The sequence below is a fragment of the Kitasatospora sp. Ki12 genome (assembly GCF_054601375.1).
The window spans coordinates 1,698,152-1,719,983 of record NZ_BAAIHT010000001.1 but is presented as its reverse complement, the minus strand read 5'-3'; the positions used below and the strand labels follow the sequence as shown (position 1 = coordinate 1,719,983).

Annotated in this window: 16 protein-coding genes; 5 read left to right on the top strand and 11 right to left on the bottom strand. The window is 73.3% G+C overall.

Translation table 11 applies throughout. From position 1 onward, the window contains the following. Window positions 1-14: 14 nt before the first annotated feature. The 4 genes from ACYP53_RS07430 to ACYP53_RS07415 are packed head-to-tail and all read left to right on the top strand — an operon-like array spanning window position 15 to window position 4,291. Window positions 15-1,277, top strand: a complete 1,263-nt coding sequence (locus tag ACYP53_RS07430) for a cytochrome P450 (RefSeq protein ID WP_189913443.1) — start codon at window positions 15-17, stop codon at window positions 1,275-1,277. Window positions 1,278-1,309: 32 nt separating this feature from the next. Beyond that, complete coding sequence (locus tag ACYP53_RS07425) at window positions 1,310-2,560, top strand: flavin monoamine oxidase family protein (protein WP_459646954.1); 1,251 nt, start codon at window positions 1,310-1,312, stop codon at window positions 2,558-2,560. An 11-nt stretch (window positions 2,561-2,571) separates the two neighbouring features. Continuing rightward, entirely contained in the window at window positions 2,572-3,513 is a 942-nt protein-coding gene (locus ACYP53_RS07420; RefSeq protein ID WP_189913445.1) for a Rieske 2Fe-2S domain-containing protein, read from the top strand. Beyond that, window positions 3,506-4,291, top strand: coding sequence for an alpha/beta fold hydrolase (locus ACYP53_RS07415; protein WP_459646953.1), 786 nt, complete (start codon window positions 3,506-3,508; stop codon window positions 4,289-4,291). The genes ACYP53_RS07420 and ACYP53_RS07415 overlap by 8 nt, the downstream gene beginning before the upstream one ends. Before the next feature lie 69 nt (window positions 4,292-4,360). Here the strand turns inward: ACYP53_RS07415 and ACYP53_RS07410 are convergent, their stop codons facing one another. From ACYP53_RS07410 to ACYP53_RS07360, 11 genes are all read right to left on the bottom strand, one after another. Beyond that, entirely contained in the window at window positions 4,361-5,080 is a 720-nt protein-coding gene (locus ACYP53_RS07410; RefSeq protein ID WP_189913447.1) for a G1 family glutamic endopeptidase, read from the bottom strand. Between the two features lie 261 nt (window positions 5,081-5,341). Next, window positions 5,342-5,881 carry a hypothetical protein gene (locus ACYP53_RS07405; protein ID WP_459646952.1) on the bottom strand — a complete coding sequence of 180 codons (540 nt, stop codon included), beginning with the start codon at window positions 5,879-5,881 and terminating at the stop codon, window positions 5,342-5,344. Beyond that, the gene (locus ACYP53_RS07400) at window positions 5,878-7,590 is read right to left on the bottom strand and encodes an alpha/beta hydrolase (RefSeq protein ID WP_459646951.1); all 1,713 of its coding nucleotides are present in this window, start codon (window positions 7,588-7,590) and stop codon (window positions 5,878-5,880) included. Before ACYP53_RS07400 ends, ACYP53_RS07405 begins: the two co-directional genes overlap by 4 nt. 3 nt (window positions 7,591-7,593) lie before the next feature. Next, on the bottom strand, window positions 7,594-7,992 hold the full coding sequence (locus ACYP53_RS07395) for a hypothetical protein (protein ID WP_459646950.1): 399 nt from the start codon (window positions 7,990-7,992) through the stop codon (window positions 7,594-7,596). Between the two features lie 348 nt (window positions 7,993-8,340). Further along, entirely contained in the window at window positions 8,341-8,694 is a 354-nt protein-coding gene (locus ACYP53_RS07390; RefSeq protein ID WP_189913457.1) for a YciI family protein, read from the bottom strand. 2 nt (window positions 8,695-8,696) lie between these two features. Further along, window positions 8,697-9,050, bottom strand: a complete 354-nt coding sequence (locus ACYP53_RS07385; RefSeq protein ID WP_189913458.1) for a YciI family protein — start codon at window positions 9,048-9,050, stop codon at window positions 8,697-8,699. 22 nt (window positions 9,051-9,072) lie between these two features. Continuing rightward, a complete protein-coding gene (locus ACYP53_RS07380) occupies window positions 9,073-12,063 on the bottom strand; it encodes an NHLP bacteriocin export ABC transporter permease/ATPase subunit (protein WP_189913459.1) in 2,991 nt (996 codons plus the stop codon). Window positions 12,064-12,127: 64 nt separating this feature from the next. Continuing rightward, a complete protein-coding gene (locus ACYP53_RS07375) occupies window positions 12,128-14,404 on the bottom strand; it encodes an NHLP family bacteriocin export ABC transporter peptidase/permease/ATPase subunit (RefSeq protein WP_459646949.1) in 2,277 nt (758 codons plus the stop codon). A gap of 10 nt (window positions 14,405-14,414) precedes the next feature. Beyond that, entirely contained in the window at window positions 14,415-15,227 is an 813-nt protein-coding gene (locus ACYP53_RS07370; protein WP_189913461.1) for an HlyD family efflux transporter periplasmic adaptor subunit, read from the bottom strand. Then, a complete protein-coding gene (locus ACYP53_RS07365) occupies window positions 15,224-16,744 on the bottom strand; it encodes a SagB family peptide dehydrogenase (RefSeq protein WP_459646948.1) in 1,521 nt (506 codons plus the stop codon). The genes ACYP53_RS07370 and ACYP53_RS07365 overlap by 4 nt, the downstream gene beginning before the upstream one ends. 21 nt (window positions 16,745-16,765) lie before the next feature. Further along, the gene (locus ACYP53_RS07360) at window positions 16,766-19,042 is read right to left on the bottom strand and encodes a TOMM precursor leader peptide-binding protein (RefSeq protein WP_189913463.1); all 2,277 of its coding nucleotides are present in this window, start codon (window positions 19,040-19,042) and stop codon (window positions 16,766-16,768) included. A 238-nt stretch (window positions 19,043-19,280) separates the two neighbouring features. Between ACYP53_RS07360 and ACYP53_RS07355 the strand changes: the two genes are divergently transcribed. Beyond that, a complete protein-coding gene (locus ACYP53_RS07355) occupies window positions 19,281-21,776 on the top strand; it encodes an AAA family ATPase (protein WP_459646947.1) in 2,496 nt (831 codons plus the stop codon). Window positions 21,777-21,832 lie beyond the last annotated feature (56 nt).

The following is a 21,832-nucleotide window of genomic DNA, read 5'->3' as shown; positions in this document are numbered from 1 at the left end:
CCCCGGAGCTGGACATGACGACGGCAGACCTCACGACGGCGGACCTCGCGACGGCAGGCCCGACGGCGGCGGACCTGACGGCGGCGGATCCGACGCCGCCGCCGGTGCGCCTGCCCGGCCACCTGATCCACCCGTTCGCCCCCGCCGGGCGGGCGAACCCGCACCCGGCCTACCGGTGGCTCAGGGCGAACGACCCGGTCCACTACGACGCCGCGTCCCGGCTCTGGCTGATCACCTCGCACGCCGACTGCGCGACCGTCCTGCGCGACCCGCGCTTCTCGGCCGCCCAGGGCCAGCGCGAGCGCGCCCGCGACGACGCCCTGCCGCCGTCCATGCTCACCACCGACCCGCCGGACCACCACCGGCTCCGGGCCCCGGGGGCGCTGCTCCTGGGGCCGGCCGCCGTCCGCCCGCTCGCCGCCGGCCTCGCCGAGGACGTGGACGCGCTGCTCGACCGGCTGCCCCTCGACCGCCCGGTCGACGCCGTCGCCGAGATCGGACGACCGCTCGCCACCGCCGTCTACGCCCGGCTCTTCGGCCTGCCCGACGGCGAACTCCAGCGCTTCGAAGCGCTCGCCCGGGCCGCCTCGGTCAACCTCGACCCGATGGTGCCGCCCGCCCGGGCCGCCCTCGGCCGCAGCGCCGCCGGCGCGCTCACCCACTACCTCGACAAGCACGCTGCCACGGTCGAGGGCGCCGAGGTGCCGCTGGCCGCCCTGGCCGCCGACGACCGGCTCAGCCGCGCCGAGATGCTCGGCATCCTCAACCTGGCCGTCATCGGCGGCTGGCAGCCGCTCGCCGAGTCCATCGGCAACGCCCTGCACCTGCTGCTGCCCGACCGCGCCGCGGTCGCCCGGCTCGCCGGGGCCGACGAGGACCTCGCGCGCCTCGCGGTGGACGAACTGCTGCGACTGGAAGCGCCGATCCCGTTCACCGCCCGGGTCACCACCGACCGGGTCGAACTGAACGGCGGCGTCCTCCCGCCCGGCGCCCGGGTGCTCGCCGTGCTCACCGCCGCCAACCGCGACCCGGACGTCTTCGCCGACCCGGACGAACTCCGCCTGGACCGCAGCCCCAACCCCCACCTCGGCTTCGGCGGCGGCCCGCACTTCTGCCTCGCCGCCCCGCTGGTCCGGCAGACCTCCGCCCTGCTGCTGCCCCGCCTGCTGCGCCGCCACCCGGCCCTGCGCGGCCCGGCGGGCGCCCCGGACTGGGACCAGTGCCTGGTCCCGCGCCGGCTGCGGGCCCTTCCGATCGACCTCGGCGGTGAGCTGTGACCCCTGTGACCGCTGTGACTGCTGTGACTGCTGTGACCGCTGTGACCACGTACGACGCCATCGTGGTCGGCGCCGGCCCGTCCGGCCTGAACTGCGCCCGGCTGCTGCACCGGGAGGGCCTCGCCGTCCGGGTGTACGAGGCCCGGGACCGGCTCGGCGGCCGGATCCACACCTTCCACCCCGCCGACGGCGGCCCGCCGCTGGAACTCGGCGCCCAGGTCGTGCACGGCGACCGCAACCCGGTGCACGAGCTGGTCGGCCCCGGCCGCACCACCGCCGTACCGCGCCGGGTCACCGCCCGGATCGTCGAGGACGGCGCCAACCGCGAGATGGGCGCCCTGAGCTTCGGCCGGCGCGCGCCCTGGCAGCTGGAGGCCATGCTGCAGCGCGCCCCCGGCGTCACCGGCCTCTCCGTCGGCACCTGGCTGCGGGCGGTCGGCAGCACCGGCCCGGAGGCCGCCGCCGCCACCGAGTGGTTCCGGCAGAACTGGGCCGCCGACCCGGACGGGCTGAGCGCCGCCGCCGTCGCCTCCGCGCACCGCGGGGACGGCGTCGGCGAGGGCGAGTACGCCGTAGAGGGCGGCTTCGCCCGGCTGCCGGAGCGGCTGGCCGCCGGGCTGGACGTCCGGCTCGGCGAGCCCGTCCGGGAGGTGCGGTACGGGCCCGGGCGGGTCACCGTACGGACCGGTGCCGGGACAGCCGGGGGGACGGCCGGGGGGACGGCCGCCGCCCGGGCGCTGGTGCTCACCGTCCCGCCGGCGGCCGTCGGCGGTGTCGCCGGGCTGCCCGCGCACAAGCTCGACACCGCCGCCCGACTGCCCGCCGGCGACGGCTGCTGCGCCGTGGTGACGCTGGACCGGCCCGCCCCCGACACCATGATCGTCTTTGACGTCGACGGCCGCACCGGATTCGTCCGCTGCACCGCCGGCCGCCCCGAGGCCCTGGTCGTCGCCAAGGCCGGGGCCGCTTCCCGGCTCCGCGCGGCCCTCGGCGACCGTACGGCGCTGGCGGCGCTGCTGGCGGTGGCACTGCCCTGGACCTCGGACGCCGCCGTCCTCGACGTCACCGTCGCCGACTGGGGCCGGGACCCGTACGCCGCGGGCGCGTTCACCGCACCCCGGGCCGGCCTGGAGGACGCCGCCCGGCAGTGGGCGGAGCCGGTGGACGGCACGCTCTTCTTCGCCGGCGAGGCGACCGTGACGGGCGAACGGCTGCCCTGGGTGCAGGGCGCCCTGGCCAGCGGCGAGCGCGCCGCCGAACAAGTCCTCAAGGCACTTCGATGAACGTGAGTCCGATGACCGTGCACCACGGCTGGTACCTGCTGGCCTTCCGCTCCGAACTGCCCGACGAGATCACCCCGTTGGCCGTCGGACCGCACCGCCTGATCGCCGTCCGCGAGGGGGAGCGGATCCGCGTCCTGGACGCCACCTGCCCGCACCGCGGCGCCCACCTCGGGTACGGCGGCCGGCGCGAGGGCGACTGCCTGGTCTGCCCGTTCCACGGCAAGCGGATCGGCCTCGGCGACCCGTCCAAGCACTGGTCGGTCGCCGAGCACCGGGTGCTGGAGTGGGGCGACGCCCTCTTCGTCCGGCTCTCCGACGACCCCGACGGCGACCGCGGCTTCGAGCGGGCGCTGAAGGCCTGGGAGGCCGAGTACCCGCTGGTCGCGGCCGTCAGCCTGCCGGTCGCCGTGCCGTCCGAGTACGTGGTCGAGAACGCCTTCGACCCCGACCACTTCAAGGCCGTCCACGGCGTCCCCGGCACCCGCGGCATGACCGCGCGCGACGGCGAGAACGGCGAACTGGTCATCGAGGGCGAGTTCCTGATGCAGACCTCGCCCTGGCAGGACGCCCGCACCCTGGAGGGGATCCGCTGGGAGGCGGTCCGCACCGGCCGGGTCCGCTGGGACTTCAAACCGCGCTTCCACGCCCAGGCGTTCAGCCCGAACGTGGTCGTCACCGAGTTCGGCCCGGAGGCGGAACGCCAGGTCATCGTCACCGGCTCGGTGCCCACCGAGGACGGCGGCTGCACCGCCCGCGTCGCCATCGGCGTCCGCGAGAACCAGCGGGCCGCCCTGCCCGCCCTGCTCGGCGGCAGCGAGAAGGCGCTTGCCGAGGACAAGGTGGTCTGGGAACACCTCGACCACACCATGACCCCGCGCTACGACGCCCGCGACGAGCCGGTCCTCGCCTTCCGGGCCTTCTGCGCCGACTTCACCGGAGGCACCGGTGCCTGAGGCCCCGCACCCGCACCTGCACCTGCGCCGTCAGGGCACCGGCCCGGCCGTGCTCTGGATCCACGGCTACACCATGGACTCCACCACCTGGCAACCGCTGTGGGACCGCCTCCCCGGCTGGACCCACATCGGCGTCGACCTGCCCGGCCACGGCGGCTCGGCCCCGCTCCCCCCGGGGCTGACGCTCACCGCTCTGGCCGGGCAGCTGGCCGGGGTCGCCGAGGAGACCGGCGCCCGGCGGCTGGTCGGGCTCTCCTTCGGCTCTCTGTCGGCGCTGCAACTCGCCATCCAGGAACCGTCGTTGCTCGACCGCCTGGTCCTCGCCGCCCCCACCCTCGCCGGCACCCCCAACGAGGACTCCGCGCGGGTCCGCTACCAGCAGCTGGCCATGCTCTACCGCATGACCGGCCCCGGCGAACCACTGGCCGACCTCTGGATGCAGTCCCCGCCCGACATCTTCACCGGCACCCGGCGCCACCCCGCCCTGCGCGCCGCCCTCAGGTCGGTCGTCGCCCGCCACAGCTGGGCCGAACTCGGCAACCGCGCCATGGACGCCCTCACCGCCCACCAGCACACCACCGACGACCTGCGCCGCATCACCGCCCGCACCCTGGTCCTCCTCGGCGACGAGGACATGCCCGCCTTCGTGCGCAACGCCGAACTCCTGCACGCCACCGTCCCCGACTGCACGCTGGAGACCCTGACGGCCACCGGCCACCTCCCCCTCCTGGAACGCCCCGAGGAATGCGCCCCCCTCCTCGCCGCCCACCTGGCCTGACCGCCGTACGCCCAGCGGCCCGCTCCCCGAGGACAGGGAGCGGGCCGCTTCGGTTCCGAGCCGGTACGGCTACTGGTGCAGGTACGTGTCGGTGAAGCTGGTGCCGCCGGAGCCGAGACCGCTGGTGCGGGCCTCGTAGGTGCCGTTCGCGCTGGGGTCGAGCGCGACCGGGCCGTAGGAGCCGAGGGACTTGCCGTTGACGGTGGCCGAAGTGAAGCTCAGGGTGCCGAAGTTGGGGTACGAGCCGGTCGGCGACTCGATGATGACCTCGGCGCTGGTGCGCTGCGCGGAGAGGGTCTTGGTGGTGGTGTACGTCCAGCCCCGCGAGGAGTCGGTCAGCTTCAGGGTGTACCTGTTGCTCCCGGCGTAGGTCACCGAGGCGCTGATGGAGTCGCCGGCCGACACCGGGTACGAGCCGGTGCTCAGGTACACCGGGGCCGCCGGGTACATCTCGTACCAGGCCTGGTTCACCGGGCTGCCGCTGGAGCAGTCCGTCGCCACCCCGGTCTGCTCCACGCTGGACGAGCCGTACCCGTCGATGCCGACCCAGGGGGCGTAGAGGTCGTCGGTGGAGTTGCAGGTCACGTGCGGCTCGGTCCAGGTCGCCGACACCGAGGTGAAGCCGCTCCCGGTGGCGGCGTAACCGCCCCAGTTGTACCCGTTGGTGTTGAACTGCAAGGGGCGGAACGACACCCCCTGCGCCGCGGCCGCCGTGCTCGGCGCGGCGGGAACGGCGAGCGTGGTCGCGGCCGCCGCGAGGGTGGCGACACGTATCAGGAATCTGCGCATGCTGGCTCCTTCGTGGGGGACGAGCAGGAGGCTCACACGCCGACCCGGGCCGTGGGGGTGGCCGTGGCAGGGTGGCAGAAGCAGGATTGCCGACCTGTCATGAGCCGAGCAAGGGGAGCGGCACGAAGGTTGATGAAGGAATTGCCATGCCGAGTACAGCACTTGACGTTGCACGGCGGTATCTCATGTTCCGGATGCCCACACGCCCGTGGCCGTCGGCCCGCCGCTCACGAGCGGCAGGCCGACGGGGAGGGAGCCGGATCAGGCCGGCGGGGTGCCGTTGGGCCAGACACAGGGCGAGCTGACGTTCAGGGAGACGTTGCGGCTCGCGTCGGAGACCCCGTCCAGGACGGCGAGGAAGTTGTCCGTGGGGTTCTTGAGCTTGATCCAGTCAGGATGGAAGCTGGGAGTGTCCGGTACCGGCTGGAATCCTCGCTGGGTCATCAGGGTGCGAAACGCACTGACAGCCTCGGCCCTTGCGGCGGACGGAACGTCCCCGAAGTCGTATCCGCGGCTCGTCTGTTTTCTGCCATGCGGACCGATGTCGTTGGCATCGCATTCCAGATCGCCGAAGTCGCCCGAACTCGCAGTTGGCTTGATCGGCAGCTTGGCCAGGATGTCGGTGAGGTAGTCGTCGATCTGCTTCTTGGTCTGGTCCAGTGTCATCGTGGGCTTGGACCGTTCCTTCAGCGTGCTCGCTCCACAGGCATTGAGGGTCAGCATCGTGAGCGTCAGGACGGCCGCGATCCCGAGGCTTCTGGCCGATGATGCCGTTGGGGAGACGCGCATCGAGGTGCTCATGAGATCGGCTTTCCCGCGATGGCCTGTCCCATCGCGACGAGGGACGGGGAGTTGGGCTCCCAGTAGCCCGAGTGATCCGTCCCCGGGCTGGTGGGGAGTGCCTGCGCGCCGAACTGCGGGACGCTCGGGTCGCGTCCGAAGGCTACGTGATGGTCAGGATTGTCGGTGAACCCCAAGTCGGCGCCGACGTTGTTCACGATATTGCTCGCCGCATTGTCCGCGTTCTCCGGAATCGCGAACTTGATGGGGTCCTTGTCGCCCTGTGCCACGAAGACGCGGGACGGGTCGACGCCCAGATCACGGGCGTGTTCGACGCCGGCGCCCGGGCTGGCGATCAGGACGACGTTGTCGACCGGAAGCCCCTTGTCACGCAGGGTGTAGCCCACGGTGGTGGTGCCGAAGCTGTGGCCGAGGATGGTGTTGTTCGACGGCTTCCCTTCGTGCGTGGCGCGGAGCCCCGTCTCGAAGTTGTGCAGATCGTTCTCGGCGGCCTTGGCGTAGAGGTCGATCGCCGCGTCGGGGACGATCGACTGTGGCGCGGTGTAGCCGACCCAGGTGATCGACGACGTGGTGGCGGGGTCTCCAGCCTTCTTGTTGGCGGCGTTGGCGGAGGCGACCATCCGGTCCGAGCGCTCGATGTCGCCGGCGAGGCTGCCGCCGACGCGCGCTCCGGTGCCGGGGACGTAGGTCGAGACGTTGTCGGCGGTGTCCGGGTTGTTGACCGCGATGATGGCACGTCCCGTGCCCTTGGTGTCGAAGCCGAGCAGGAACGCGGGCGGGTGGTCGGCGTCGACGCGCGTGGTCAGCCGGTTCTCGATGGCCTCGATGCCGTGCTTCTTGTCCTCAAGGGCGGCGTACTTGCGCTTCCACTCGTCGTAGCCGGGGTTCTTGACGGGTTGGCCGTCGACGGTTGTCAGGGTCTTCACCGGCTCGGGGCCGAGGTCGTTGATCTGGCGCTGCACGTCCTCCTTGCCGCGCTGCAGGTTGATCCAGTTGGCCTGGTTCCGGGCTACGGCGGGGATGCCGTCGAGGCCGCCGACCTTGTCAGGTGAGGTGAGGATCATCCGCTGGCGCTGAGCGTCGGTGAGGCCGTTCCACCAGGTCTTGACGCTGTTCGGGTCGGTGCCGGCGGGCGGGACCTGGCTGAGCGCGTTCGCCGCGGCCTGGTCGTTCTTCGCGGTGGCGGCATCGAGCCCGGTGCCGTCGGTCGCGTTGGTGGACAGGTGGCCGAGCCGGGCGCTGATGGCCTGGTCGGCGTGGTCGGCCTCGGTGAGCGCGTCGGTGATCCGTTTGCTGATCGCTTGGGCGGTGGACTCGGCCTTTTCACCCGCGTAGTTGGCGGAGTTGGGGTCGTTGTCCCAGGTGATGCGGCCGTCGGGGGCCACGGTCATCTTGTTGTTCTTGGCGTCGTCCAGCGCGGTGATCAGGTGGGACTGCGCTGCCGCGATGCCCTCGGCGGCGTCGGAGAGCGCCTTGCTGATGAGGCCGAGTTCCTGCTTCGCCGCCTGGAGTTCGGTGCCCAGGAACTGGATCCGGGCGTGGGCGTGGCCGGAGGCCGTACCGGTCCAGTGCGAGTTGGTGAGCCGGTTGACGACGTCGTGGTCCCAGGACTCGATGTGCTGTCCGAAGGCGGTGAAGAGGGCGTCGTAGGCGTTCTTCGCGACGGTGATGTTGTTGATGTTGGCGTCGTAGAGCGTCTTGATGTCCACCGGCTACTCCGCCGCCTTTGCGCTGTAGGGCTTCACCGGGCCTGGGGCGACGACCGTGCCGAATGGGTCGGGCTCGTCCGTCGGCGAGTTCGGGTCCTTGAGGCTGGCGTGGATGGCCTTCTCGACCTGGCGGTAGTAGGTGGCCGACGAGGCGAGCTTGGTGCCGACATCCCCCATGTCGCCGCCGAGCTTGTCCAGCAGTGTCTTCCAGTTGGTGCCGCAGTTCCGGATGGCGGTGGCCAGCTGCCAGCCCGCCAGGGTGCCGGCGGCCTGGTTGGACGGTTCGGTGATCTTCGAGGTCTCGCCCGGTATGAGCCCTCCGATGTGCTGGGCGCTCTGCCCGCAGCCGTCCAGCTCGGCCGGGTTGACCTTGAGCTCCAATGCCTGATCAGTGTCTGCCATCTGTTCCCCCCTGCAGTCGGGCCCCGGTGCGCCGCCTGGGGCCGTGTATTCGACAGCATGTTCCTGTCCGATAGTAGTCGGCTGCTTCCTGGGAGCGATCGACAGGCCGCGTGCGCCGGCGTCGGGCACCGCGGAGCAAGGCTGTTGCGGAGGTTCGCGCCACCCGTGGACGCGAGGCAGGTACGCCAACGGCCCGCCGCCGGGAGCGGGCCGTCTCGGTGCGCCGGTTACGGTGCCCGGCGTGCGGGAGCCGGCCGCGCGCACAGGTGTCTCGTAACCCTCGTACGAGAGGAGGAGTGGGAAGTCGGCCGGGCCGACTTCCCACTCCTCCGTGGCCGACGTGCCGGCTCAGGTCGCCCGGACCGGGCGGACCTCGACGAGGTCGCCCGGGGCGGAGGGCAGGCGGCGGGCCCAGGTGACGGCCTCGGCCTCGTCGGCCACGTCGATGACCCAGATGCCGCCGAGGTGTTCGTGGCCGGAGCGGTACGGGCCGTCGGAGACCGGGGCTCCGGCGGCGCCGCCCGGCACCACCAGGCGGGCGGTGCAGCTGCGGTGCAGCCCGCCGCCGTAGCGGACGGTGACGCCGGCCTCGTACATCTCGCGGCCGAATCTCGCGTGCGCGGCGTCGAGGGCGGCCTCCTCCGCCTCGCTCAGCCCGTTCCAGACCCGCTCGTCGCCGTGAATGAGCAGGGTGTATTCCATCGCTATCGCTTCTCCGTTCCCACCGGCCGGTTGGTCCGCGGGGGCCCGTCGCAGCGACGGACCTCCACCCGGCCCGATTCGCTGAGCGGGAGTTTCGCCGCCCAGCCGAGCGCCTCCTGTTCGGAGGGCACGTCGATCACCCAGAGGCCGCCGACCTCCAGGACGCCGTCCGCGGCCCGGGCCTCGCCCTCGGCGGCGGCCGGCCGGGCCAGCCGCGCGCCGTAGGCGATGCGCACGCCGGCTTCGGCGAGTTCGCGGCCGAAGGCGCGGTTGGCGCTGAAGCGGGCCTCCCGCTCCTCGGACGTCATCCGGTCCCAGTCCGTCTCCTGGCCGTAGACCAGCAGGGCGTACTCCATGTCCCCTCCCCGGAGCCGAGAACTACATCTGGCGGCTGGCGAGGCGGGCGAACAGCCCGTCCCGGTCGGCCAGCAACTCTTCGTACCGGCCCTGTTGGACGACCCGGCCCTGGTCCATGACGATGATCCGGTCGGCCTCGGCGACGGTGGAGAGCCGGTGGGCGATGACGACCCGGGTGGCGTTGAGCCGGCGGGTGGATTCGGTGACCAGCCGCTGGGTCGGGTTGTCCAGGGCGCTCGTCGCCTCGTCGAAGAAGACGATGCGGGGCCGGGAGACGAGCGCGCGGGCGATCATCAGCCGTTGCCGCTGGCCGCCGCTGAGGGTGCTGGTGCCTTCGGAGAGCACGGTGTTCATGCCCATCGGCAGCGCGGCGATGTCCTTGTCGATGCCGGCCATCTCGGCGGCGGCCCAGGCGTCGTCGAGGGTGTGGTTGGTGGAGCCGACGATGTTGGCCTTGATGTCGCCGGCTAGCAGTGCGCCGTGCTGGAGGACCACCCCGCACTGGCGGCGGACGGCGGAGACCTCCAGCTCGCCGAGGTCCTGGCCGTCGTAGAGGACGGTGCCGGCCTCGGGCCGTTCGAAGCCGAGCAGCAGTCGCAGCACGGTGGACTTGCCGCTGCCGGAGGGGCCGACGACGGCGACGAACTCGCCGGGTTCGATGGTGAGGGTGACGTCCTGGAGGGCGGGCGGGCCGTCCTGGCCGTAGCGGAAGGTGACGTGGCTGAGGCCGAGGCGGCCGGAGAGGTCGCCGGGGTCGGCCTTGCTGTCGTCGACCTCGGGCTTCTCCTCCAGGATGGGCCGCAGCCGTTCCAGCATCGGGACGACGCCCATGGCGGTGACGGCGGCCGAGGTGAACTGGAGGCTGGAGGCGATCAGCAGGTTGAAGGCGGTGAAGAAGGAGAGGAAGACGGGGATCGGCACGCTGCCGTCGAGCGGGCCGGCGATCACGCCGAAGACGATCACCGAACAGACCAGCGGGAAGCCGGCGTTGAAGGTGGTGACGGCGTTCTGCACCCGGCGGGAGGAGGCGGCGAGGCCGCGGCCCTTGCCGAATTCGGCGGCCCAGACCCCGAACACCCGGTCCTCGGCCGCGGTCACCCGCAACTTGGGGATGGCGGTGAGCAGTTGGAAGACCCGGGCGGACATGGTCTGCTCGTGCGCGTACAGCCGGCGCTGCCAGCGGACCTCGAACCGGCCGGCGGCCAGCGCGAAGCCGCCGCCGATCAGGACGAGGGCGGTGGCGAGCGCGGCGAGCCGCAGGTCGTAGAAGAAGACCAGCACCAGGTTGGCCAGCCCGGTCAGCAGCCCGAGGGTCGCCGTGGTCATCATCCCGGAGAGGGTCTCCTGGGCGGCGCTGACGCCGAGCACGGTGGTGCCGAGTTCGCCGGTGGAGTAGTTGGCGAAGAACGGCGCGGGCAGGGAGAGCAGCCTGGTCCAGACGCCGACCTGCATGGCGGCGGTGGAGCGGCTCTCGATCCGCAGCACCGCGATGTTCTGGACGATGGAGAGCGCGGCGACCGCCATCGCGGAGCCGATCACCACCAGGGCGCCCTCGGTGATCAGGTTGCGCTGGGCGTGGGCGACGAAGGTGCCGAGGACCTCGCCGGTCATCACCGGGACGAGCAGGCCGATCAGGGCGACCAGCGCGGCCATGCCGGTGAACATCCACAGGTCGCGCCGGTTGTTGCGCAGGCCGAACCTCAGCAGCCCGGCGACGGACCGTACGGTCGCCGGGAGCGGCCGGTAGAGGACGGTGGCCTTGTTCTGGAGTTCGGCGGCGACCTTCGGGGTGAGCGGGGTGACCTTGCCGCCCTCGGCGAGGACGTAGCCGCCGCCGGAGCCGTCGCCGATGGGGAGCAGGGCGACCGGGGCGCCGGCCTTGCGGTAGCCGACCATGGCGCCGAGGTCGTGGTGCCACCACCGGCCGTCGAGGCGGACCGAGCGGGTGCGGACGCCGGAGGCCAGGGCGATGGCCTGGAGCCGGTCGAGCCGGCGGTCGTGCCCGTTGCCGGTGACCGGGGCGGTGACGGTGTAGCCCTCGTGGGCGGCGACCAGCCGGGCGGCGGCGAGGGTGGGTTCGTCGCCGGTGGCGTCGCTGATCCGCAGCCGGGAGGAGGTGTCGCGCAGGACGGTCTCGAAGCCGCGCGCGGAGTCGGCGAGGGTGCCGGCGTCGCGTTCCCGCCGGGTGGCGATCAGCTCGGTCTCGCCGTCGCGGCGGGTTTCGATCCGGCGGTCGACGGTGTCCAGCAGCCGCCCGCAGTGGGTGGCGAGGCGTTCCCAGAGGCCGCCCTCGTCGAGCAGTTCGCGCGGGGAGCGGGCCCGGACGGTGGCGGCGCCGGTGGCGACCAGCCAGTCCTTCTCGGTGAGGCAGATTTCGCTGCCTTCGGTGAGTTCGCCGGTGCCGCCGCCGGGCGTCTCGCCCTGTGCTCCGTCGGGCGCCTCGACGGTGCCTTCCTCGATCCGCACCCACTGGAGGCCGTCGACGGAGCGCAGGGCCTGGCCGCGTTTGAGGGCGGTCGGCCCGGCGGGGTCGAGCGGGGTGAACTCGCGCGGGGGCAGGGTGTCGCGCAGGGCGCCGGCCAGTGCGGTGAGGCCGCGGCCGAGGCCGGCCAGGAACTGGTCGGCGGCGAGCTGCTGTTCGCCTTCGGGCAGGGCCCGGACGGCGGCGCCGGCCGCGGTGCCGCAGTCCCGGCCGCGGGCGGAGAGGCCTTCGACCCAGGCGGTGGCGAGGAAGGAGAGTTCGGCGCCGAGCACCGGGCGGGCGACGATGCCGCGCCGTGGTCCGGCGGCCGCGCCGGGGACCAGGGTGCCCGCCTCGATGCGGCAGAGGAAGTGCCAACGGCCTTGCGGTGCACCGGAGTCGATGCTGACCGCGAACAGGTCGACGGCGCCCGAGCGGACCAGCAGCATCCGCCGGGGGTCGTCCAGGACGAGGTAGCGGTCGGCGAGCGGGTCGACCGGTTCGGCCGCGTCGGTGAAGAACGGTGAGAAGACTTCCATCGCGAGCGTCATGCGTCCACCTCGCTACGCTCGGCAGCCGCTGACGCGAAGTCGCACCTTCTGATGGTTCGCTCGCTCACAGTTCGTCCTCCTCCTCGCGGCGCGCGGACTCGATGAGCGCGGTGTAGTGCCCGCCCAGCGCCAACAGCTCGTCGTGGGTGCCCCGTTCGACGATCTCGCCCTGGCTCAGCACGATGATCTCGTCGGCGTCGCGGACGGTGGAGAGCCGGTGCGCGATGATCAGGCAGGCGCAGCCGCGGCGGCGCAGGTTGTCCATGATCACCCGCTCGGTCTCCGGGTCGAGCGCGCTGGTCGCCTCGTCCAGCACCAGCAGGGTCGGTTCGGTGGCCAACGCGCGGGCCAGCTCCAGGCGTTGGCGCTGTCCGCCGCTGAAGTTGCGCCCGCCCTCCAGGACGGCGCTGTGGATGCCGCCGGGCCTGGTCATCACGGTGTCGAAGACGGCGGCGTCGTGCAGCGCGGCGGTGACGGCCTCGTCGGGGACGTCGTCGTTCCACAGGGTGAGGTTGTCCCGGACGGTGCCCTCGAAGAGCGAGATGTCCTGGTCGACGTAGGCCAGTGAGGAGGCCAGGACGGTCCGGGAGAGCTCCTCGCGGGGCCGTCCGTCGAGCAGGATCCGGCCCGACCACGGGGTGTAGAGGCCGGTCAGCAGTCGGCCGAGGGTGGACTTGCCGCTGCCGGAGCCGCCGACCACGGCGATCCGGCGGCCGGGGACCACGGTCAGGCTGAGGTCCTTGATGATCGGCTCGGAGAGCGGGCTGTAGCCGAAGCGGACGTTCTCGAACTCCAGGTTGCCGTCCAGCTTGGGCCCGGCGGGCGGTTCGGGCTTGGCGAAGGCGGCGGCCACCGGGTAGCGCTCGACGTCGTACAGCCGCTTGATGTCGGCGGTGACGTCCTGGAGCCGGCCGCCCAGGTTGGTGAGCTGGGTGACGGGGCGGCTGAGCGCGGCGAGCAGGGTCTGGAAGGAGACCAGGATGCCGACGCTCATCGCGCCGTCGACCACCCGCTGTCCGCCGACCAGCAGGATCAGTCCGCTGTTGAGGGCGGCGAGCATCGGCGGTACCACGGTGAGCACGGCGCTGGGGATGCCCAGCTTCTGCTTGGCGGTGACGACCTTGGCGAGGAAGCCGGCCCAGCGGCTGAACGCGTCCGGCTCGGAGCCGGTGGCCTTGACCGTCTCGATCAGCGAGAGCGTGGTGAAGGTGGTGGCGGTCAGGTTGCCGCGGTCGGTGCGCAGCGCGGCGACGGCGTCGGTGCGGGAGCGGGCGACGGCCTGCAGCACCACGATGTTGAGCAGCGCCATGCCGAGGCCGACGACGCCGAGCAGGATGTCGTAGCGGATCAGTACGGCCGCGTAGAAGAGCACCAGGCCGAGGTTGATGACGGTGAGCGCGAGGTCGCGGGAGAGGATCTCGGCGACCACGTCGTTGCCGGACACCCGTTTGGCGACTTCGGCGGGGCGGCGTTGCAGGAAGAAGTCGACGGGCAGCCGCAGCAGGTGCCGGAAGAACCGGGCGGAGCTGACCAGCCCCATCCGGATCTCGATCCGCAGCAGGTAGTGCCGCTGGACGGAGGTCAGCACGAAGACGACCACGGCGGTGGCGGTCATGGCGGCCAGGAGTGGCAGCAGGTAGCCGCCGCCGCTGCCGGTGAGCACCCGGTCGATGAAGACCCGGGTGTACGCGGGGATCGCGATGCCGGGCAGCACCAGCAGCAGGCTGGCGAGCAGCACCAGCGGCATGGCCCGGCCGGTGGGCAGCCGGCGTTCGAGCAGGGCGCGGGTGACGCCGCCCTTGTCGCCGCCGGGTTCGAAGTCGGGGCCCTTCTCGAAGGAGAGCACGATCCCGGTGAAGCCGGAGTCGAACTCGTCCCACTCCATCAGGCGGGGGCCGCTGGCGGGGTCGTTGACCGCGACGACGGTGCGCCCGTACCGGGTGCGGATGCCCTCGACGACCATGAAGTGCTGGAAGGCCCAGAAGATGATCACCGGGCCGTCGAGGTCGCGGAGCTTCTCGGCCTCGGTCTGGTAGCCGCGGGCCTTGAGCCCGTACGTACGGGCGGCGTTGAGCAGGGTGGAGGCGCGGGCGCCGTCGCGGGAGACGCCGCAGACGCCGCGCAGGTCCTCCAGCGGCACCCAGCGGCCGTGGTGGGCGAGGATCATGGCGAGGCTGGCGGCGCCGCACTCGACCGATTCCATCTGCAGGACGGTCGGTACGGCGTGCCGCCAGCGCCGCGGCGCGGCCGCCCGGGTGGGGCGGCCGCGGCGGTTCTTCTTCTGTCCGGGTTCGGGCTCGGGCGCGGTGGCCCGGGTGGCCTCCGGGATCGTGGCTGTCATCGGAGCCCCCTCAGCGGCCGAGGATCAGGTTGAACGGGGTCTGCTTGCCCACGTTGATCGTCGCGGTGACGGCGACCTGGGTGCCGAGTGGGTTCGGCGGGCCGCTCTGCGAGGTCCAGGCGTAGCCGGTCGGGGTGTCCGGGTCGGGCGTCAGCTCGACCACGACCAGCCGCGGGGCGTCCTTGCCCAGGTAGCGCTGGGCGGCGAGGTCGCCGCCGACCAGGCCGGAGATCGCCTCCTTGGTGAGCGCGTACGGGCTGACCGAGCTGACCGTGCCGCGCAGCAGGCCGAAGGCGCCGGCCGGGCTGGTGGACACGTTGAGGTCGACCTGGTCGCCGGGCGTGAGCCCGACGGTGTGGGTCGCGGGTACGAAGACCATCGCGACCACGCCCTCCTGGGGGTCGTCGATCCGTTCGACCGAGACCACCGGGGAGCCGGGGGCGACGACCTGGCCGTCGGTGACCGACAGGCCGACCACCCGCCCGCCGAACGGGCTGGTGATCTCCCGGCTGTGGCCCTCGGAGTCCTCGACCCGGGCCACCGACTGGCCCTGCTTGACCTGGTCGGAGGGCTTGGCCAGGACGGTGCGGACCATCCCGCCGAACGGGCTCTGGATCATCGCGGTGCCGTGCGGGCGGGTCAGCAGGCCGGGGGCGTCCACGGTGATCGGGATGGTGCCGGCGAAGGTCCAGAGCAGCGCCGCCGCCATGGTGATCATGACGACGAACAGGGCGATCCAGCCCCGCGGCGCGGCGAGCAGCGTGGGCGAGTCCAGCTCGTCCGGCTCGCGCATCCGCTGCAGCGCCTTGAAACGGAACTTCATCTTCTGGCTTCTCTCCGTGGGACGCCGACGTCCTGGCGCAGCGTCGGGGGCCGGCTGCCGATCACGAGCTCACCGACGGTGCCCTCGGTGAAGTAGTCGATGCCGCTGGCCGCGGCGAAGTCGGCGGCGTCGCCGCCACCGAGGCCGCAGACCGCGAGGTCCATCGCGGTGCCGACCAGGTAGAGGGTCTGGTAGAGCGCGCCGACGTGCTTGAGGATCAGCGGGTAGGCGACCGTCTCGTACTTCCACATCACCCGGCCGAACCGCGCGGTGACCAGCAGCACCACCTGCGGGTCGGCCTTCATCAGGCTGGACTCGCGGGCACTGGCGACGAGTTGGGCGGTCGCCGGGGTGGGCTCGCTGACCAGCTCCAGCTCGTGCCGGTCGGTCGCGTAGTGCCACAGGCCGGGCTCGAGGCCGGCGCAGGAGGTGACCAGCGGGTACACCTCCAGCTCGTGCACCGCGCCGCCGCTCGGGTACGGCCGGTCGGCCAGCTCCTGGCCGTCGCCGCCGGTGAAGGTCTGCCGCCGGCGCACGGAGCGCCAGAGCAGTTCGCCGAGCCGCTCGACGGTGATCGGCGCCTGCTCGTCGTGGTCGCGCACCGAGCGGCGCTGTTCCAGCACCTCGGTGAACGGCCGGTCGGCGCGGACGAGTTCGTCCAGGTCCGGGACGGGCAGGGCGACCTTCTCGCCGGGGAACGGCGCCGGCGAGGCCGGCTCCGGGGCGAACCGGTCGCCGAACCGGTAGGTGCCGCCGTACCCGGCGACCGTGGTCGGCCGGCGGGTGCGGGAGTGGAACGCGAGGTCGGCCGCCTGCCACTGGGCGAAGCGCTGCTCCTCGGCCTCCGGCTCGGCGCCGGGGGAGCCGTACGCGAGCAGGCCGGCCGCGGCGAACAGCCGCAGGGTCTGCCGGACGGCGTCCAGCGGCAGGCCGCCGGGCAGCTGGGCGAGCGCGGCGGGGCTGGTCCAGCCCGCCAGCGCGGCGAGCAGTCCGGCCGCCCGGGCGGTCAGCCCGACGGCCAGCGGGCCGCCGGGGGCGCGGACCAGCAGGGCGCCGTCCTCGGCCGAGGCGGAGGCGAAGCGGGACAGCTTCACCCGCCCGGTCGGGTCCGGGGTGGGCCCCGGCTCGGCGGCGCCCCGGCCGACCGGCCGCAGCCGGGCCAGCGGCTCGTCCGCGGTGTCGGTGACCAGGTGGACGGAGTGTTCCAGCAGCCCGGCGGTGCCGAGCCGGCGGCGGGTGAGCTGCCAGCGCAGCAGCCCGGCGTCGCCGTCCCGGGCCGCGACCAGGGCGGCCAGCTCCTCCTCGGTGTGCTCGCCGGCGGCCAGCGCGGCCACGGCCTCCAGAGCGCCGGGGGCGAGGTCGTTCAGGTTCAGCGCGCCGACGGGCGCGGTCAGCCGGACGGCGCGCGGGCCGAGCGGCGCGAACGAGCCGTCGGGGCGCAGCCGCAGCCGGCGGACCGTACGGGCGGTCGCGGGCAGGTGGGCGTCGTCCTGGGGGGTCGTCAGAGCGGTGGTCATGGTGTCAGCACCCGGCCGTTCCTAGAAGAAGACGTTCTTCGGGTTGAGCTGCTCCTCGGTGTGCGGAGCGGCGAGCCGGCCCTGGCGCACCGGGACGTCGTACAGCCGGCCGGGGGCGAGGCGGCGCCAGAAGTGGCGCATGCCGGGGGCGATCACCTTGACGACGCTGAGGTCGAGGTCGGGGCGGCTCTGGTCGAGCACGATCACCTCGACGCCGGCCTTGGCGGCGCGCTCGACGCAGTCCCGGACGTGGTCGGCCAGGTCGTCACCGACGAGCGGGGCGAAGTCGGCGAGGGTGCTGGCGGCGGTGTCGCGGTCGGGCAGCAGCCAGGGCTCGTTCGCGACGGTCGCGGTCCTGCACCACTCCAGGGTCTCCAGGTCGTCGGTGCGGTAGAGGGTGTTGCCCTCCTCGTCCCGGCGGTCGACGAACGGGAGGAACTGGTTGACCTCGGTGAGCGCGCGGATCGCGGCGATCCGCGGGTCCGGGTGGGCGCCGAAGCCGACCATGATGTCCTCGACCGCGTGCTTGCGCCGGGAGATCGCGGCGAACACCGGGACGCCGAGGTCGGAGGTGATGTCGAGGACCCACAGCTCGCGGTCGACCGAGGCGTAGAAGGCCCGCATGGTGTCGACGTACGGGTCGTTCAGCGAGTCGAGGTCGAACTCGGGCTGGGCGAGCCGGTTGTACCACCACAGGGCGACGGCGTCGCGCTCGACGACCTCGCAGAAGCCCTGCAGGATCGCCTCCTCCAGGGTGTTGCCGCTGGCGCAGCCGTTGGAGTCGCCGACGCAGTAGAAGTGCTGCTGCAGGTCGGGGTGGCCGTACCAGGCGTAGCCGGAGGGGACGAGGCGCTCGGCGTCGTGGGTGAGCGACCAGGCGCGGGTCCAGTCCAGTTCGACGTCGGTCGGGAACGGGTCGGGCACCAGGTGCAGCCGGTGGTTGGGGTCGGCGTTCCACGCGGCGCGGCCGGCGAACTGCTCGTCGGAGAACTGCAGCAGGGCGTCCATGTGGACGGCGGTGGCCGGGTCGAGGTCGCGGTAGGCGGCGCGCACCACCGGCTCCTCGCCGCGCCAGACCGCCGAGTAGCGCTCGATGGCCTCGCAGATCGCGCTGACCTTGGCCTGGATCTCGGAGCGGCCCTTGCCGCCGCTCTGGCCGCGCATGTTGCGGCGCAGCAGGTCCATGTTGTCGTTGACCATGGCGAAGTTGTGGCCGGCGGTGAAGCTGAAGGTGATGCCGTTGCCGGTGTCCTCGTGCGCGCCGAGGCGGGTGATCGCGCCCAGCTGCGGGCTGATGTGGTGCTTCAGCCGGTCGTAGGTGAACTGCGGGGCCTGTACCCGGTAGCCGCCGTCGGTGGTGTGCCGGGCGGGGCTGGGCCGCAGGACGACCTTGGGGCTGCGCTCGGTGAGCAGCGCCGGGTCGCCGCAGCTCGGGCACTGCGGCTGGCGGACCAGCGTGTGCTCGGTGGTCTGCAGGGTGTTGAGGTCGAGGCTGATCATCGTGCCGGCCAGCGCGGCGCAGCACTCGTCGGCGAGGGTGCGGGCGGTCTCGGCGGCCAGCAGCTGGGCGGCCATCGCCGGGCCGGCCGGGATCGCGGCGCGCAGCGGGTGCAGCGGCACGGTCTCGCCGCGCTTGCCGGCCAGGTAGCGCTCGACCTGGCGGTTGCCGCTGATCCGCTGCGCGAGGCAGGTCCAGCAGCCGGTGTCGCCGGGGCGCAGCAGCGGGCCGAGCCACGGGGCGGTGCCGGTGGGCTTGGCGAGCAGCCAGGGGCGGCCGTCGGCGAGGCGGGCGGTGTTGAGCCGCTCCAGCGCGCGGTCCAGGTAGTCGTCGGTCAGCGCGATCACCATGGCGGCGGGGCCGCCGGCGACGGCCTCGTCCTCGGTCACCGGGCGGGCCCGCAGGCCGGTCGCGGTCAGCGCGTCCACCAGGGGCGCGGCGTCGGCGGAGCCGAGGGCCAGCACCAGCAGCTCGGTGGCCTGCGCGGTCTCCAGCGCGACGGCCGGGTCGACGCCCTGGGCGTCCCAGTACGCGAGCACGTGGTCGGGCAGGTCGGGCCGGCCCTCGGCGAGGTGCCCGGCGGCCTCGTAGCGGCGCAGTGCGGTCAGCGCCTGGCCGAGGGGCACGGTGCCGCCCAGCTCCTGGAGGATCTCGGCGACGGTGCGCCGTCCGTCCAGGTAGGGCAGGAGGCGCACCGCGGCGGCCCCCGGGACGAGGTAGTCCTGCCCCTCTCCGAGCAGGAAGACCTTTTCGCCCACCGTCTCGGTGAGGAAATGGGCCTTGAGCCGCGGTCGCTCCATAATCATCCCCCTGTGTTCACAAGTTCGTCGTTGATATTGAACACTCCGTGAAAACCGCTGTACATACTGCATATTCGTCCGGGCGGCCGATATACGCATCGGCCGGAATTACGTATTCCGCCGGGCCGGTACGTAGCGCGGTACGTATTCGTCCGGCGCGTTGACAGCCGGGTGGGCGAGGCGATACTGGTGGGTCCGCGTGAGGTACCGACGGGGGGTTGCGTTGACTGGTGGAGTTTTGCTGCACCGTGAACAGGAGCTGGCCGAGTTGGCCCGGGCGGTGGCCGGCGCGGGTGCCGGACGACCGGCTGTGGTGCTGGTCAGAGGGGTGCGGGGGATCGGCAAGAGTGCGCTGCTGCGGGCCGCGCTGGCCCGGATGCCGGGCGAGGCGGTGGTGCTGCGGGCCCGATGTCACGACAACGAGCGGGACTTTCCGTACGGGGTGGTGCGCCAGCTCTTCGACCCCTTCATGCGCATGTCAAGCAATGTCGCGCAGGGCGCCGAATTCCCCGGCGGGGAATTTCTCGCGACCGCGCTCCCGGAAGGCCCGGAAAGTCCCGGGAACGGTCGGGAACGGGTCCTCAGCAACCTTTTCCAGGCCGCCCGCTCACTGACCTCCCGAACCCCCGTCGTGATGGCCGTGGACGACCTCCACCTGGCCGACGAGGAGTCCCGGCAGTGGTTCTCCTACCTCGCCCGCCGGCTCGACGGCCTGCCGGTCGCGCTGCTCGCCACCACCGCCGACGAGGCCGACGACCCGCTCGCCGCCGAACTCGGCGCACTCGGCCACGCCCGCACCGTCACCCCCGGACCGCTCTGCGACAGCTGCGTCGCCGAGCGGGTCGCCGAGGAGTTCGACGCCCCGGTCGACCCCGAACTGGCCGCCGTCTGCCACAACCTCTCCCGCGGCAACCCGCTGGTGCTGGAGGAACTCACCGCCCGGCTCGTCGCCGCCCGGATCTCCCCCGGCTCACCCGACCTCCACACCGTGCGCCGGATCGGCGCCGGCACCCTCGCCGACACCACGCTCAGCTGGCTGCGGCAGAGCCACCCCCGGGCCGCCGACCTGCTCACCGGCCTCGCCGTCCTCGGCGCCGACGCCGACCTCGCCACCGCCGCCCTGCTCGCCGGCCAGGGCGAACTGCTCGCCGACGAGGCCCGCGAGGCGCTGCGCCGCACCGACCTGATCGAACCCGGGCCGCCCGAGACCTTCCGGCACGAACTCGTCCGCACCGCCGTCCTGGCCCGCACCGACCCGCGGATCCTGGTCGCCCTGCACGAGCGGGCCGCCGCCCTGCTGGTCCGGCTCGGCGCCCCGGCCGGCCGTACCGCCGAACACCTGATGTCCTCCGGCACCACCGGCCTCGACTGGGCCGTCCCGGTGCTGCGCACCGCCGCCCGGGACGCCGCCGCCGACGGACACTGGGACGACGCCGCCCGCTACCTCCAGCGCGCGCTCGCCGACACCACCGACCCGGACACGGTCCGCTCGCTCACCGGTCAGCTCGGCGCCGTCGAACTCCACCGGGACGTCGCCGCCGCCGCCCGCTGCGCCGCCGGCCTGGCCACCGTCGCCGACCCGGTCGACCGGGCCCGGCTGCTGGCGCCCTTCACCGGCCCGGTCCTGGCGCTCAGCTCCTCCGGCGCGGCCACCGTCCCCTTCACCGAGGCCGCCCACGCCCTCGCCGCCACCGCCGGACCCCCCGCCGACCTGCTGCTGCCGCTCGCCGCCCAGGCCCTGCTGACCGGCCGGCGCACCGCCCTGCGGCAGGCCGTCGCCGCCCTGCGCGCCGACCCCGCCGCCGCCTCGGCCCCCGCCCTGCTGGGCGCCCTGGCCGCGACGGCCGCCGCCGGCGGCCAGCCCCGTACGGCGGTCCGGCTGGCGGCCCGCAGCGTGCGCGGGGTCTCGCCCGCCGAGGCCGGCGTCGAGGTGCTCGGCGCGGCGATGGCCTACGCCTGGACTGGACGGCTGGACGAGGCGGCCGCCTGGGCCGGCCGGGCGGTCCGCTCCGCCCAGCGCTGGAACCACCGCGGCGAACTCGCCCTCGCGCTGCTCGCCCGCTCCGACATCGCCCACCGCCAGGGCCGGCTGGACGCCGCCCTGGCCGACGCCGAACACGCCGCGGAGCTGGCCTGCAGGGTCCGCGCCGAGGAACTCGCGGGCGCCGCCCGGGCCCTGGTCGTCCGGACCCGGCTGCGCCGCGGCCTGCCGGTGGACGGCACGGACCTCGCCGCGGTCGACCTGCCGGCCGAGGCCCACCCGCTGCTGCGCGCCGCGGTGCTGGAGGCCCGCGGCCTGCTCGCCGCCCACCGCGGCGACCACCAGCAGGCGCTGCGGCTCTTCCTGGAGTGCGGACACCAGCTGGCCGCCCGCGGCATCGCCAACCCGGCCTGCGTGCCGTGGCGTTCGCACGCCGCCCAGGCGTACCAGGCGCTCGGCGAACCCGCCGCGGCCCGGACCATCGCCGCCGAGCCGCTGCCCGGCGGCGACGCCCGCCCCCGCCCCGCCGAGGACCGCGGGCCGGCCATCGGCACCCGCGACGCCGGGCCGGTCCGGCTCACCCCGAGCGAACGCCGGGTCACCGAACTGGTCCTGCAGGGGCTGAGCAACCTGGAGGTCGCCGAGCGCCTCTGCCTCAGCAAGCGCACCGTCGACACCCACCTGGGCCGGATCTACCGCAAGCTGGCGATCAAGGGCAGGCCCGAACTGGCCTCGGCGGTCAAGGCGTTGTGACGTTCGGCGCCGGGGCGGCCCGGTGCACTGACGGTCCGGTGCCGTCCTGCCGTGAC

Bases quoted from the DNA above. Each gene is read 5' to 3' on its own strand.
- ACYP53_RS07370 (WP_189913461.1), bottom strand. From the start codon at position 15,227: ATGAAGTTCCGTTTCAAGGCGCTGCAGCGGATGCGCGAGCCGGACGAG.
- ACYP53_RS07405 (WP_459646952.1), bottom strand. From the start codon at position 5,881: ATGAGCACCTCGATGCGCGTCTCCCCAACGGCATCATCGGCCAGAAGC.
- ACYP53_RS07360 (WP_189913463.1), bottom strand. From the start codon at position 19,042: ATGGAGCGACCGCGGCTCAAGGCCCATTTCCTCACCGAGACGGTGGGC.
- ACYP53_RS07375 (WP_459646949.1), bottom strand. From the start codon at position 14,404: ATGACAGCCACGATCCCGGAGGCCACCCGGGCCACCGCGCCCGAGCCC.
- ACYP53_RS07420 (WP_189913445.1), top strand. From the start codon at position 2,572: ATGACCGTGCACCACGGCTGGTACCTGCTGGCCTTCCGCTCCGAACTG.
- ACYP53_RS07395 (WP_459646950.1), bottom strand. From the start codon at position 7,992: ATGGCAGACACTGATCAGGCATTGGAGCTCAAGGTCAACCCGGCCGAG.
- ACYP53_RS07380 (WP_189913459.1), bottom strand. From the start codon at position 12,063: ATGACGCTCGCGATGGAAGTCTTCTCACCGTTCTTCACCGACGCGGCC.
- ACYP53_RS07430 (WP_189913443.1), top strand. From the start codon at position 15: ATGACGACGGCAGACCTCACGACGGCGGACCTCGCGACGGCAGGCCCG.
- ACYP53_RS07385 (WP_189913458.1), bottom strand. From the start codon at position 9,050: ATGGAGTACGCCCTGCTGGTCTACGGCCAGGAGACGGACTGGGACCGG.
- ACYP53_RS07410 (WP_189913447.1), bottom strand. From the start codon at position 5,080: ATGCGCAGATTCCTGATACGTGTCGCCACCCTCGCGGCGGCCGCGACC.
- ACYP53_RS07365 (WP_459646948.1), bottom strand. From the start codon at position 16,744: ATGACCACCGCTCTGACGACCCCCCAGGACGACGCCCACCTGCCCGCG.
- ACYP53_RS07390 (WP_189913457.1), bottom strand. From the start codon at position 8,694: ATGGAATACACCCTGCTCATTCACGGCGACGAGCGGGTCTGGAACGGG.